The organism is Rhizobium sp. BK313 (assembly GCF_014193655.1).
In the GTDB taxonomy this organism is placed as follows: domain Bacteria; phylum Pseudomonadota; class Alphaproteobacteria; order Rhizobiales; family Rhizobiaceae; genus Rhizobium.
Genome location: NZ_JACHZQ010000004.1, coordinates 181,548 through 193,537, shown reverse-complemented (window position 1 = coordinate 193,537; position 11,990 = coordinate 181,548). Strand labels below are relative to the sequence as shown.

The following is an 11,990-nucleotide window of genomic DNA, read 5'->3' as shown; positions in this document are numbered from 1 at the left end:
ATCCAGCGCAGGGTGTTGATAAACACTCATATTCTCCTGCGGCCGGCAAGCCAATTGAGACCGTAGAGCACGGCGAGCGATGCGAGGAAAAGGATGACGGATGCCGCGACCGCCTTGCCGATCGCGCCTTCCTTGAAGAAGGCCTGATAGATGTAGATCGACAACGACGTGGTCGAGCCGCCCGCCCCGCTGCCGGTCAGCGCATAGACATTGTCGAACACGCGAAAGCCGTCGATGAAGCGGATGAAAAAAGCGATCACCAGTGTTGGCAGCATCAGCGGCAGCTCGATCCACCAAAGTATCTTGAGCCCCGATGCGCCATCGAGCGAAGCCGCTTCGCGCACCTCCAGCGGCACCGCCACGTAGGCCATGTAGAACAGTAGAAAGGCGAAGGGTGTCCACTGAAGCGTCTCAACGACAGTCAGTGTCCAGAAGGCGTGATTGATATCGAGGAATGCCGGACTGTCGCCGAACCACTCGAAAAGATAGTAGGGCACCGGGCCGGCAAACTCGTGCAGCACGAGGCGGTACATCAGACCGATCATGGCGGGCGCCACCATCAAAGGCAGCATCAGCGGCGCCATCAGCGCCGAACGCTTGGAAAGAAGAGGCGCGAGAAAGATTGCCAGGAAAAGGCCGAGCAGACATTCGACAAGCGCCGTCAAAATCCCGAAGCGCATGGAAAAGGAAATCGCCTGCCAGAAATCACGATCGGCAAGCACGGTCAGATAGTTACCGAATCCGCTGAGGCTCGGGCTTCGCAGCGTCTGGAAGCTGACGGTCGATACGGAATAGATGAGATTGATAATTGCGGGAAAGCCAAGGAACAGCAGCAGGAATCCCACGAGCGGCGTGAGATAGGCCCTTCCCTCGGCACGTTTTATGATAGCCATTTCGATCCGCCGGATGGGCCGGACGCCGCGAAAAACACGACGTCCGACGGATATTACTTTTTCAGAAGATCCTGCATGCCAGCCTTGGTGTGAGCGAGCGCATCGTCAAGGCTTTGCTGGCCGGACCAGTAGCCGGTAAACTCCTTGGCCTGCAGCTCGTAGATTGAAAGCGCATTGGCAGAGGTCGCACCGTTCATCACGTAGCCGTATTTGCTGGCAAACTCTCCGAGCTTGACGAGATCCGGCCGCTCTTTGGCAACCTTCGCCACCACGTCGGGCGCAAGCGCTGGCGAGCCGCCGCTGCGGGCGTAGAGCAGCGCCGCATCTTCCGTCGCCAGCCACTTCAGGAACTTGACGGCGCCGTCCTTGTTCTTGGCGTTTTTGTTGAGGCCAAGGCCAAGACCGTGGATATGATCGGCACGACCGTTCGGACCGGCCGGCGGCGCTACAATGCCGGTGACGTCGGCAACCGCCGGAGACTTGTCGGCATTGGTCAGGTCCGCGGCGGCGGCGTTCCATTGAAGGGCGGTGGCAGCCTGGCCGGAGCTATAGGCCGCATTGGTTTCCGGATATTCGTAGCTCAGGGAATCCTTTGGCGAAGCGCCGGCGTCGTAGAGTTTCTTATAGAGCTCCAGCCCGGTCTTGTAGGCACCGGAATCGATGGTGACGTTGCCGTCCTTGTCGGTCCAGTCCGCGCCATAGGAGCGCGGCAGCGACTGGAAGACCATCATGTTGAAGAGCAGGTTCTTCATCTGCAGCACGGTGCCGTACCGCACGGGGCTTGCGGAGTTGACTTGCTTCGAGAAATAGAGCGCGGTTGCTGCCCAATCGTCCCATGTCCAACTATCGGGATCCTTCGGCTGCAATTCCTTGCCGAGGTACTGCTTGGAGATTTCGGCATATTTCGCCTTGGCCGCATCGTCCTTCATCAGGGCGTCGATCAAATCCTTGCGGTAGTACATGAAGTGCAGCGACAGATCGGTCGGCACACCATATTGCTTGCCTTCGAACTGCATGGTCTTCAGCACAGATTCGCCGAACGTCTTTGCGGCGTCGCTACCGAGATCGACCGGCTCCATGTAAGGCGCGTAACGGCCGATCGAATAGGTCGCCACGAGGTTGATATCGAAGGCATTCGAGCCTGCGGCCATGTCAGCCTGGAGCTTGTCGTAGAAACCTTCGCGGTTGAAGAACAGGAGCTCGACCTTATCGGCATCAGCGATGCCGGGTTTGGCATTATAGGCTTCCACGGTCGCACGAAGCGCTGTTTCCTCCGAACCGCCCGGCCAACCGAGAACAGTCACGGTCGCATTCGAGATGCCCGGCATGGCGACGCTTGCAAGAAGCACTGCAAGGGCCGGGAGAAACGTCCTGCTCAATTTCATCGTAGTTCCCTTTCTCTTATTGTTAGATCTGAATGCATACCTTCCGGAATTGTCAGTCACTTTCCGCAGCAAGACTTGCCACCCCGATGATGCCGGCACGGCTGCCAAGCTCTGCAGGGACAAGAAGGGGCCTCAGGCGGCCATCGATGCCGGCAAGTTGCTCCCGCATCTGATCGAGATAGCCCTCGGCAAGCCCGATGCCGCCGCCGATGACGATCCGCTTCGGATCGAGCATCATCTGAATATCGCGGCAAAGCGCGGCCGCTCGGAACGCCGATTGCGAGACGATTGCCTGAGCCCAGGACTCGCCTTTTTCCGCGACGCCGAAAACCTCGGCGGCTGCTGCCTTGTGACCGGCTTTGAGAGCTTCCGCGGCGATCCACCGGCCCGATGTCAGGTCTTCCAAAGGAGCGCCCCCTTGAGACGGGCTGCGGATCAGGCCGAAATGACCGGCAAGGCCAGCAAGCGGACGACCGTTGATGACGATTCCGCCGCCGATGCCCGTGGAGATCGTGAGAAACACCAGGTCGCCGCCTTCCCCGGCGCCGAACTTATATTCTCCCCATGCCGCGGCTTGCGCGTCATTGGCCGCAAAAACTGGCTTGCCGAAGACGGCCTGTGCCCTTTCGACGAGCGGATATTGGTCGGGGATGCCGAGCGTCGCCGGGTTTAGCGCGGACCAGCGCCCCTCCTGAACGAAGCCGGTCACCGCAATGCCGACGCGGGAATAACGATCCTTCCACATGCGAGCCTTGTCGGCTATCGCCGCAAGCCACGCGTCGGGTCCTGCTTCCCGCGCGGTCGCCACGGTTATCTCGTCAAGCACATCGCTGCCTTGGACGAGCGCGGCCATGGTCTTCGTACCGCCGATATCAATGGCAAGGACGGTTTCAGGGCTTTCGGCATCATAGGCTTTGATGACGGCCTCATGAAACCATGAGGTCACATGTTCGGTGCGTGTAATCGCCGAGCCGACGACGACGGCGAACGCGCCGGCCTTTACCGCTGCGGCGGCTTGTTCCGTCGTGCGGATGCGCCCCTCGGCAATGACATAGGGCGTGAGCCGCCGCATCTCGGCGATGAGACCGATATCCGGATCGACGGGTTCGGCCCCGCCGACATAGCCGGAAAGCGTCGTGCCGACGAAATCGACGCCCGCCTCCAATGCGTGACGCGCATCTTCAAGGCTTGAGCAATCGGCCATGGTCAGCTTGCCCTTCGCCCTCACCGCCTTCACCAGTGCCTCGATAGAGGCCGGACGAACGCGGTCCGTGGCATCGAAGGCAACGATATCGGCTCCCGCATCCGCCAGGGCTTCGGCGTCTGCCACAAACGGGGTGATGCGCACCGGGCTTTCTTCGAGATCACGCTTGACGATGCCGATGATCGGTACGGTCACGGCCGGGCGAACGGCCTTCACATAGGCAATGGATTCGATCCGCAACGCACTCGCGCCCGCATCAACGGCGGCTCTTGCAAATCCAATGACGAATTTCGCCGTATCCATCGGCCCGTCCGGAACCGGTTGGCAGGAAACGATAAGGCTGTTCTTGAAGTCGTCGCGCAGCAATCGTGGCACTCCATTTCAGCGTCACGATAATTGGAAAATACCAGATTACAACCAGTTTATAACTGGTATCATCGCTGCAGCTCGAACACGAAGTCGTAGACATCACCCTTGTAGCGGCTTTCGCAATATTCGACGATCTGTCCGTCGGCAAGGAAGCAGCGGCGTTCGGTCATCAGCAGCGGGGCACCCGGGTCGCAATGAAGATGCTGTGCATCCTCCGCCGACGCCGCACGCGACCGCATCCTCTGGATGGCCCGTTGCGGTAGGAACCCTCGCGCTTCCAGGGCTTCGTAGAGCGAATCCTTGACCAAATCCACCGAGGGTAGGAAGCGGACCGGCACCGCCGAAATCTCGACTGCGATCGGCACGCCGTCGGCGGTCCGGATGCGCTTCATGCGCACGACATTGCTGTTTCCGGCGACGCCCAGAGCCATCATCTCGGTGGGCGAAGGTCGACTTATCTGTTTGGAAATCCAGATACATCCTGGAACAAGCCCGCGCGCGATGATGTCTTCGGAAAAACTCGTCAGGGTCGATAGGGACTTTTCAACGCGCGATCCCACTTCCGTCTTGAAACCGTGACGACGGTTGAGAAAGCCCTCTTCCTCAAGCAGCGCCAGGGCCTTGCGCACGGTCACGCGGGAGAGCGACAACGTATCGGCCAGAACGCGTTCCCCGGGCAGAACGGCGCCGGCCCTCAATGCGTTCGAAAGGATCGCAGCTTCGATCGCCGCCTTCAGCCGCTTATAGAGCGGCAGACCCGATGTCGTCGCTTTCAATTCGCTTCTGACGAGTTCGATCAGTCGATCCGTCGCCATGCGTACTCCCGTCTCAAGCTTCAACGCATCATATTTTTCTGAAAATCCCTCTGGACCTATACTGGTATTAGTTTGAAAGGGCAATCGCATCGCCAATGGATCTGCCACGTTGATGTCCATTTGACAGATATCCTACAAGTGGATATGTAGGCAGCACTCGATCGTCAGGATGCGTGGAAGTAACTGAGATGGCCTTGAAATCGATGAAGCCCCTGACCCGCGCCCCCCTGTTGCACGTTTCCGTGCAGGAGAGCCTGCGCGCCTACATCGATGAAAACGGTTTGACGCCTGGCACGCTCCTGCCTGCAGAGGGAGAGCTCGCGACGCAGCTCGGCGTCAGCCGGAATTCGCTGCGGGAAGGAATCAAGGCGCTGGAATCGCTTGGCGTGCTGGAGACGCGACGCGGCGTCGGCATCTTCGTGAAGGCTTTTTCGTTTGAGCCACTGCTCGACAATCTCGCCTATGGCCTTGGCGGCGCGCTGCGGCAAATCGAAGAGGTCATCGAAATCCGCCGCACGCTGGAGGTCGGATTGATCGGCAAGACGATCGAGGTGATCAGCGCGGAGGACATCGCCGAGCTGCGCAGCACGGTCAACAGGATGCGCGTCCATGCCGAGCGCGGAGAGACCTTTGCCGAAGACGATCAGCTCTTCCACCGGCTGCTCTTTCGCTGCCAGCACAATGAAACGCTCGTGCGGCTGATCGATGTCTTCTGGCTCGCATTCTACAAGGCTTCGGACTTCGTCAACTTGGAGAATCTCGATCCGATGGCGACCTGGCGCGATCACGTCGCGATCGTGGATGCGGTGGAAGCAAAAGATGTGGAGGAGGCGCGCAGGCGCCTGGATCGTCATTACGAGGGCATTGCCCGGGTGATTGCCAACAACAAGACAAGTTCAAATGTGGGAGGAACACATGAGAAGACCATTTAGATTATCCGTCATCGCCCTTGCAGCCATGCTGTCGACGACCGCAATTCCGGCTCTTGTCGGCTCGGCGCAGGCGGCGACCCTTTCCGGCGGCTTCGATGTCGGCCCAGGCGGCTTCCAGGGCAACTTCAACCCGCTTGCCGCGACTGCCGGATTTACATGGCTCAGCATCTATTACGAGCCGCTCGTCACCTATGACGAGAAGCTTGAGAAAGTCGTCGGCGATCTCGCGAGCTCGTATGAGGTGAGCCCGGATCAGACGACCTACACGTTCAAACTGACGGACGCCAAATGGCATGACGGCCAGGCATTCACAGCCAAGGATGCCAAGTTCACCATCGGCCTTGCAATGAACGCCAAGACCGGTTCGGTGCTCGCCGCCCGGCTGCAGAGCATCTCCTCCGTTGAAACACCGGACGAGCACACGGTTGTCGTTAAGTTGAGCGCGCCGACCGGTAGCTTTCTCGACACCATGACCAAGGTCATGATGTTGCCTGAGCACGCCCTCTCCTCGATACCGGCCGATCAGTTGGCGAAGAGCACATGGTGGTCCACCACGCCGATCGGCACCGGACCTTTCAAGTTCACGAAATACATATCCGATCAATATGTCGAGCTCGCTGCCAACACCGAATACCGCGGCGGCAAGCCTGCGCTCGAGCGCGTCATCAATCGCTATTTTGCCAATCCGGCTGCGGCGATCGCGGCGCTGAGATCCGGCGAAATCCAGTTCAGCTACGTCGATTCCAATGACGTGCCGACTTTCAAGGACGACAAGAATTTCAAGGTTATCGAAGGCGATTCCTTCGTCGTCAACTATCTCGGCTTCAACCAGGATTCCCTCATCTGGAAGGATGCGCGCGTGCGTAAGGCGGTGATGTACGCGATCAATCGCGACGCGATCATCAGGAGCCTTTATGGCGGAGCCGCCAAGCCTGCCAATTGCGCTTATGTTGCCGAGCAACTGATACCAAAAGGCATTGACGACTATGCCTACGACCCCGCAAAAGCCAAACAGTTGCTGACGGAAGCAGGGTGGGATCAGATCAACGGCGGCAAGCCGATCACGCTGCTGACCTATTATACGACGCCGCTCGCGACCAATGTTCTGGCTGCCATCCAGGCAATGCTCGCACAGGTCGGCATCAACGTCGTCCCGCGCGCGGTCGATGCGCCAACCTACAACAGCATAGTGCTCAATCCAAAGCCGGATGTCGCGCAGTTCCAGATGGTCTACGCCGGACTTCAGAACGGACCGGATGCCGGAAGCATCAATGTCGGGTTGAACGAAAGCCAGATCCCGCCCGCCGGAGCGAACGTCGTTCGGGCGCGCATGCCGGATCTGAGCGCAGCGCTTAATGCCGCACTCACCGAGACCGACGGTTCCAAGCGCGACAGCCGCTATCAGGACGTTTGCAAGGTCATGAACACCAATCTGCCCTGGGCAACACTCTGGGTGGCAAAGCGCTACGGCATCGTCTCATCCAAGCTGAAGGACTTCGTCTGGACGCCGGCGCCGGGCGGCGGGCCTTATCAGGCCGATCCGCAGAAATGGTCGATCGCCGAATAAGGCGTTCCCTTCCAAAAGCCTTGAGGGTGGCCTCGGCCACCCTGACAAGTCGGATTGACAATGCTTCGCTACAGCCTTCGACGCCTGATCATAGGAGTAGGCATGCTCATCGCCTTGAGCATGCTGATCTTCCTGCTGCTGCGCCTGACACCCGGCGATCCGATCGACGCCTATATCGATCCGAATGTGCCCATGTCGCCGGCCGACCTTGCGAACCTGCGCAGGAGCCTGGGGCTCGATCAGCCCCTGCCACTGCAATATCTCGGATGGCTGCAGAACGCCCTGACAGGCAATCTCGGCTATTCGATCAAACGCCTCGACCAGCCTGTTCTGAGCCTCGTGCTGTCGCGGATCGGACCGACAGTGCTTCTCATGGGTTCGGCGCTGGTGATTGCCATTATTGCCGGCATTGCCGTCGGCGTTTTCAGCGCCGTTCGCCGCAATTCGCTCGCCGATCTGTCCTTTTCGGTGTTCGCGCTTGCCGGCATTTCCAGCCCTGCATTCCTCAGCGCGCTTATCGGCCTTTATATCTTCTCTGTTCGCCTGCACTGGATGCCCTCCGGTGGCATGCTGACGCCGGGCGAGGATTTCTCGATCGGTGATCTCATCCACCATCTGATCCTGCCGGCCGCGCTGCTATCCATCGCCCAGGCGGCATTGATCACACGCTACATGCGCGCTTCGCTGCTCGAGGTTCTCAACCAGGACTATGTGCGCACGGCCCGCGCCAAAGGCGTCATGGAGTTCTGGGTCATCACCAAACATGCGCTCCGCAACGCCCTCCTGCCCATCGTAACCCTCATCGGTTCGACGATCGGGCTTGCAATCGGCGGCGCCATCTTCATCGAGAGTGTCTTTAACTGGCCAGGCATGGGCCTGCTTCTCGTCGATGCCGTCGAGGCGCGAGACTACCCCGTCATCATGGGTGCCACGCTCGTCATCGGCATCTGCGTCATCGTCGTCAATCTCCTGACCGACATCACCTATGCGGTTGTCGATCCACGCATCAAGGTGGGCTGACGATGTTTGCTCGCTCCACATCCCGTCGCAGCCCTGGGCCGCTTGCCCGCGCCTTCGAACGCTTTCTGCTCAATCGCGCCGCCGTTGCCGGCATTTGCGTCGCCATTCCGATGCTGTTGCTGATCCTGTCCTATCCGCTCTGGTGGACATTCCAACCGAACGATATCGATCTTCTGGCCATGAACAGCGGCCCGACCGCAACGCACTGGTTCGGAACCGATGGGGTCGGGCGCGACGTGTTCGCGCGCGTTCTGGAAGGCGGGCGGATTTCGCTCCTCGTCGCCGCCGCATCGACCGCCCTTTCGGCGATCATCGGTTTTCTCTTCGGCGCAATTTCCGCTTTGGCCGGCCGATGGGCCGATGCCGTCTCGATGCGCTTCGTCGATCTGGTGATGACGCTGCCGCCTGTCATCTTTCTGCTTGTGCTCGCCTCGATCGCTGGCACGGGCATCTGGCCGACGGTACTCGTCATCTCGCTGCTTTCCTGGCCGCTTCTTGCGCGCATGGTCCGCTCGCGGCTTCTGGAGCTGCGCGAGCGCGACTTCGTCATGGCCTCGCGCGGCATGGGCGCCGGCATCGGACATCTGCTCTTTCGCCACGGCCTGCCGAACGCGATCGACATTCTCGTGGTCTACGCAACGCTGCAGATCGCCAATGCCATCCTGCTGGAGGCGGGTCTGTCTTTCCTCGGTCTCGGCATCGCTCCGCCTGCCGCAAGCTGGGGCAACATGCTGAATGCCGCCCGCTCGACCGCCGTTCTCGAACAATATCCCTGGCAATGGCTCTTCCCCGGCGGAGCGCTAGTCCTTGCCGTGCTTGCAATCAACTTCATCGGCGATGGCCTCAGAGATGCCTTCGATCCTCGTGCCGAACTGAATTGACAACCGAAAGAAAGCGAAAATGACCAAATTCAAGGGTGTCGTCCCCCCCGTCGTAACGCCGCTCAATCCGGATTTTACCGTCGACTATCCCTCCTACACCCGGGTACTCGAACATCTGATCGATGCCGGCTGCCATGGCGTGTTCGTGCTCGGCTCGACGAGCGAAGTGGTCTTCCACGACGAAAAGACGCGGCGTGAGATCATCGACCATTCGGCAAAGGTGGTGAACGGCCGTGTACCACTCATCGTCGGCGTTATCGATCCGACAACCGATCGCGTCATCGCGCATTCTAAGGTCGCGAAGGCCGCAGGCGCCGATGCGGTGGTGGTTACGGCACCGTTTTATACGGTCACCAACCAGTCCGAGATCCTCGATCATTTCCGCTACATCAGGGATGCGGTCGATATCCCTGTGGTCGCCTACGACATTCCCGTCTGCGTTCATGTGAAGCTGCAACGGCAAACCGTCGTGACGCTCGCCAAGGAAGGCACCATCATCGGCCTCAAGGATTCGAGCGGTGATGACGGCAATTTCCGCTATGCGCTGCTCGATCTCGCCGATCACAAGGACATCTTCCTGATGACCGGCTCGGAGATCGTCGTCGACAATGCCCTGCTGATGGGTGCCCACGGCGTCGTGCCCGGCATCGCCAACGTCGATCCGCACGGCTACGTGCGGCTTTGGGACGCGGCGCAGCGCAGCGATTGGGCCGCAGCGAAAAAGGAGCAGGAGCGCCTGTGCCGCCTCTTCGAAATCGTTTGGGTCGCCCAGGGCCGTGTCAGCGGCGGCGCATCGGGTATAGGCGCCTTCAAGGCCGCCATGCGCAGCCTCGGGATCATCGATACCGCCGTCATGCCGCGGCCACGGGCTGCCCTGAACGAGGCTGAAACCGCGCGGATCGACGAAATCCTGCGCGCAACCGGCCTGCTGAACTGAGGCGCGCAATGGAGCTGACCGCCGATCCCGTTCTCGACATCAAGGGGCTGCGAACAGTCTTCCGCGTTCGCGGCGGCGAGATCACGGCCGTCAACGATATCGATCTGACCGTTGCGGCCGGCGAGACCCTGGCGCTCGTCGGCGAATCCGGCTCGGGAAAATCGGTGACCAGTCTTTCCGTCATGCGTTTGCTCACCCGCAACATCGGCATGATCGCCGCCGGCAGTATCCGCCTGAAGAGCAAAAACGGTGCGGTTCGCGATCTCGTCTGTCTTGATGATGAGAATATGCGCAGGATCAGGGGCGACGACATCGGCATGGTGTTTCAGGAGCCGATGTCGAGCCTAAATCCCGTCTTCACCATCGGCGATCAGATTTCGGAGCCGATCCGCATTCATCGTGGAGCCGATCGGAAAGCCGCGATGAATGCGGCTGTCCAACTTCTCGAAAGCGTCGGTATTCCAGATGCGAAGCGGCGCGCCGGCCAATATCCGCATGAGCTGTCGGGCGGTATGCGGCAGAGGGCAACGATCGCCATGGCGCTGGCCTGTGATCCCACACTGTTGATCGCCGATGAACCGACAACGGCGCTCGACGTGACAATCCAGGCGCAAATTCTCGATCTGCTCCTCACATTGCAGCGCGAACGCGGCATGGCCATGCTGTTTATCACGCATAATCTTGGCGTCGTTGCCGAGATCGCCCATCGCGTTGCGGTCATGTATGCCGGCCGGATCGTCGAGGAGGGGCCGGTCGGCGAGGTCTTTAGCAATCCGCGCCACCCCTATACCATCGGCCTTCTCGCCTCCATGCCGCGCCTTGGCGATGCAGCGCGGATGAAACAGGCCGGCGAAAAGCTGGCCGCCATTCCGGGTATGGTCCCAAGCCTGACGAATATGCCGAGCGGGTGCGCATTTTCCCCGCGCTGCAAATTCGCGGTCGATTCCTGCCGCACTGCCGTTCCGGCGCTCGAAGAGGTCAATCCGCAGCACCGCAGCCGCTGCATAAGATGGAGGGAGATCTAGATGAGCGACCCATTGCTCTCCGTTCGCGATCTCGGGAAACACTATACGTCCCGAGGTACCAAGCTGAACGTTCTTCAGGGTATTTCCTTCGATATCGCCAAAAGCGAGGTCGTCGGGCTTGTCGGCGAATCCGGCAGCGGAAAAACCACGATCGGACGTTCGGTCCTGCGCCTTGTGGAGCCCTCGGCAGGCAGCATCCGCTTCGATGGCGTGGAACTGACCGCGCTTTCCGCCTCCGCTTTAAGACGCACGCGACCGCGCATGCAGTATATTTTTCAGGACCCCTTCGCCAGCCTTTCACCGCGCATGACGATCGGCGAGATCCTGACGGAAGGGCTGAAGATCCAGCGCATCGGAACCGGCAAGGAGAGGCTCGAGCGGGCGCGTTCCGCCCTCCTCCAGGTCGAACTGCCCGCCGACGCGATCAATCGCTATGCACACGAATTTTCAGGCGGCCAGCGCCAGCGTATCGGCATCGCCCGCGCCTTGACCTTGTCTCCGGAATTCATCGTAGCCGACGAGCCGGTCTCCGCACTTGACGTCTCGATCCAGGCGCAGATCATCAATCTCCTGCGCGATTTGCAGATACGCCTCGGCCTGACCATGCTCTTCATTTCGCATGATCTGGCCGTCGTCGAATATATCTGCGATCGGGTGATCGTGCTCTATCTCGGCCGCATCATGGAGATTGCGCCGAGTGCCGATCTCTACGCCAGGCCGCAGCACCCCTATACGCGTGCGCTGCTGTCGGCGATTCCCTCAACCGATCCCAACGTCCGGCGCGACCGCCAAATCCTAAGAGGTGACATACCGAGCCCGGCCAATCCGCCCAGCGGCTGTGTCTTCCGCACGCGCTGTCCGCACGCACTGGAAGCCTGCGGGCGGACGGTCCCGGACCTGAGGGAGGTCGCGCCGGGTCATTTCAAGGCCTGCATTCGCGACGATTTGAACTGAGAGGCATC

The 11,990-nt window shown here is 60.1% G+C and carries 11 protein-coding genes; 7 read left to right on the top strand and 4 right to left on the bottom strand.

Going from position 1 to position 11,990, the window contains the following annotated elements:
- Positions 1–26 precede the first annotated feature (26 nt).
- From FHT86_RS21205 to FHT86_RS21190, 4 genes are all read right to left on the bottom strand, one after another.
- Positions 27–893: a carbohydrate ABC transporter permease gene (locus FHT86_RS21205; protein ID WP_133709452.1), complete on the bottom strand. Its 867-nt coding sequence runs from the start codon at positions 891–893 to the stop codon at positions 27–29.
- 53 nt (positions 894–946) lie between these two features.
- The gene (locus FHT86_RS21200; RefSeq protein WP_133709451.1) at positions 947–2,278 is read right to left on the bottom strand and encodes an extracellular solute-binding protein; all 1,332 of its coding nucleotides are present in this window, start codon (positions 2,276–2,278) and stop codon (positions 947–949) included.
- Positions 2,279–2,330: 52 nt separating this feature from the next.
- Positions 2,331–3,845: a putative N-acetylmannosamine-6-phosphate 2-epimerase gene (locus FHT86_RS21195; protein WP_409527616.1), complete on the bottom strand. Its 1,515-nt coding sequence runs from the start codon at positions 3,843–3,845 to the stop codon at positions 2,331–2,333.
- Between the two features lie 71 nt (positions 3,846–3,916).
- The gene (locus tag FHT86_RS21190) at positions 3,917–4,666 is read right to left on the bottom strand and encodes a GntR family transcriptional regulator (protein ID WP_133709449.1); all 750 of its coding nucleotides are present in this window, start codon (positions 4,664–4,666) and stop codon (positions 3,917–3,919) included.
- 188 nt (positions 4,667–4,854) lie between these two features.
- Between FHT86_RS21190 and FHT86_RS21185 the strand changes: the two genes are divergently transcribed.
- Genes FHT86_RS21185 through FHT86_RS21155 form a run of 7 tightly spaced genes read left to right on the top strand, consistent with a single transcriptional unit; the run spans position 4,855 to position 11,982 of the window.
- Positions 4,855–5,598: a FadR/GntR family transcriptional regulator gene (locus tag FHT86_RS21185; RefSeq protein ID WP_133709448.1), complete on the top strand. Its 744-nt coding sequence runs from the start codon at positions 4,855–4,857 to the stop codon at positions 5,596–5,598.
- The gene (locus FHT86_RS21180; RefSeq protein ID WP_133709447.1) at positions 5,582–7,165 is read left to right on the top strand and encodes an ABC transporter substrate-binding protein; all 1,584 of its coding nucleotides are present in this window, start codon (positions 5,582–5,584) and stop codon (positions 7,163–7,165) included. The genes FHT86_RS21185 and FHT86_RS21180 overlap by 17 nt, the downstream gene beginning before the upstream one ends.
- Before the next feature lie 60 nt (positions 7,166–7,225).
- On the top strand, positions 7,226–8,185 hold the full coding sequence (locus tag FHT86_RS21175; RefSeq protein ID WP_133709446.1) for an ABC transporter permease: 960 nt from the start codon (positions 7,226–7,228) through the stop codon (positions 8,183–8,185).
- Between the two features lie 2 nt (positions 8,186–8,187).
- Positions 8,188–9,066 carry an ABC transporter permease gene (locus FHT86_RS21170; RefSeq protein ID WP_133709445.1) on the top strand — a complete coding sequence of 293 codons (879 nt, stop codon included), beginning with the start codon at positions 8,188–8,190 and terminating at the stop codon, positions 9,064–9,066.
- A gap of 19 nt (positions 9,067–9,085) precedes the next feature.
- Positions 9,086–10,003 carry a dihydrodipicolinate synthase family protein gene (locus tag FHT86_RS21165; RefSeq protein WP_133709444.1) on the top strand — a complete coding sequence of 306 codons (918 nt, stop codon included), beginning with the start codon at positions 9,086–9,088 and terminating at the stop codon, positions 10,001–10,003.
- Between the two features lie 8 nt (positions 10,004–10,011).
- Positions 10,012–11,028, top strand: coding sequence for an ABC transporter ATP-binding protein (locus FHT86_RS21160; protein ID WP_133709443.1), 1,017 nt, complete (start codon positions 10,012–10,014; stop codon positions 11,026–11,028).
- Positions 11,029–11,982, top strand: a complete 954-nt coding sequence (locus FHT86_RS21155) for an ABC transporter ATP-binding protein (protein WP_133709442.1) — start codon at positions 11,029–11,031, stop codon at positions 11,980–11,982.
- Positions 11,983–11,990: the final 8 nt, after the last annotated feature.

Excerpts from the sequence above, each read along its gene's own strand:
- FHT86_RS21205 (WP_133709452.1), bottom strand. The coding sequence starts at position 893 with ATGGCTATCATAAAACGTGCCGAGGGAAGGGCCTATCTCACGCCGCTC.
- FHT86_RS21200 (WP_133709451.1), bottom strand. The coding sequence starts at position 2,278 with ATGAAATTGAGCAGGACGTTTCTCCCGGCCCTTGCAGTGCTTCTTGCA.
- FHT86_RS21190 (WP_133709449.1), bottom strand. The coding sequence starts at position 4,666 with ATGGCGACGGATCGACTGATCGAACTCGTCAGAAGCGAATTGAAAGCG.
- FHT86_RS21185 (WP_133709448.1), top strand. The coding sequence starts at position 4,855 with ATGGCCTTGAAATCGATGAAGCCCCTGACCCGCGCCCCCCTGTTGCAC.
- FHT86_RS21180 (WP_133709447.1), top strand. The coding sequence starts at position 5,582 with ATGAGAAGACCATTTAGATTATCCGTCATCGCCCTTGCAGCCATGCTG.
- FHT86_RS21175 (WP_133709446.1), top strand. The coding sequence starts at position 7,226 with ATGCTTCGCTACAGCCTTCGACGCCTGATCATAGGAGTAGGCATGCTC.
- FHT86_RS21170 (WP_133709445.1), top strand. The coding sequence starts at position 8,188 with ATGTTTGCTCGCTCCACATCCCGTCGCAGCCCTGGGCCGCTTGCCCGC.
- FHT86_RS21165 (WP_133709444.1), top strand. The coding sequence starts at position 9,086 with ATGACCAAATTCAAGGGTGTCGTCCCCCCCGTCGTAACGCCGCTCAAT.
- FHT86_RS21160 (WP_133709443.1), top strand. The coding sequence starts at position 10,012 with ATGGAGCTGACCGCCGATCCCGTTCTCGACATCAAGGGGCTGCGAACA.
- FHT86_RS21155 (WP_133709442.1), top strand. The coding sequence starts at position 11,029 with ATGAGCGACCCATTGCTCTCCGTTCGCGATCTCGGGAAACACTATACG.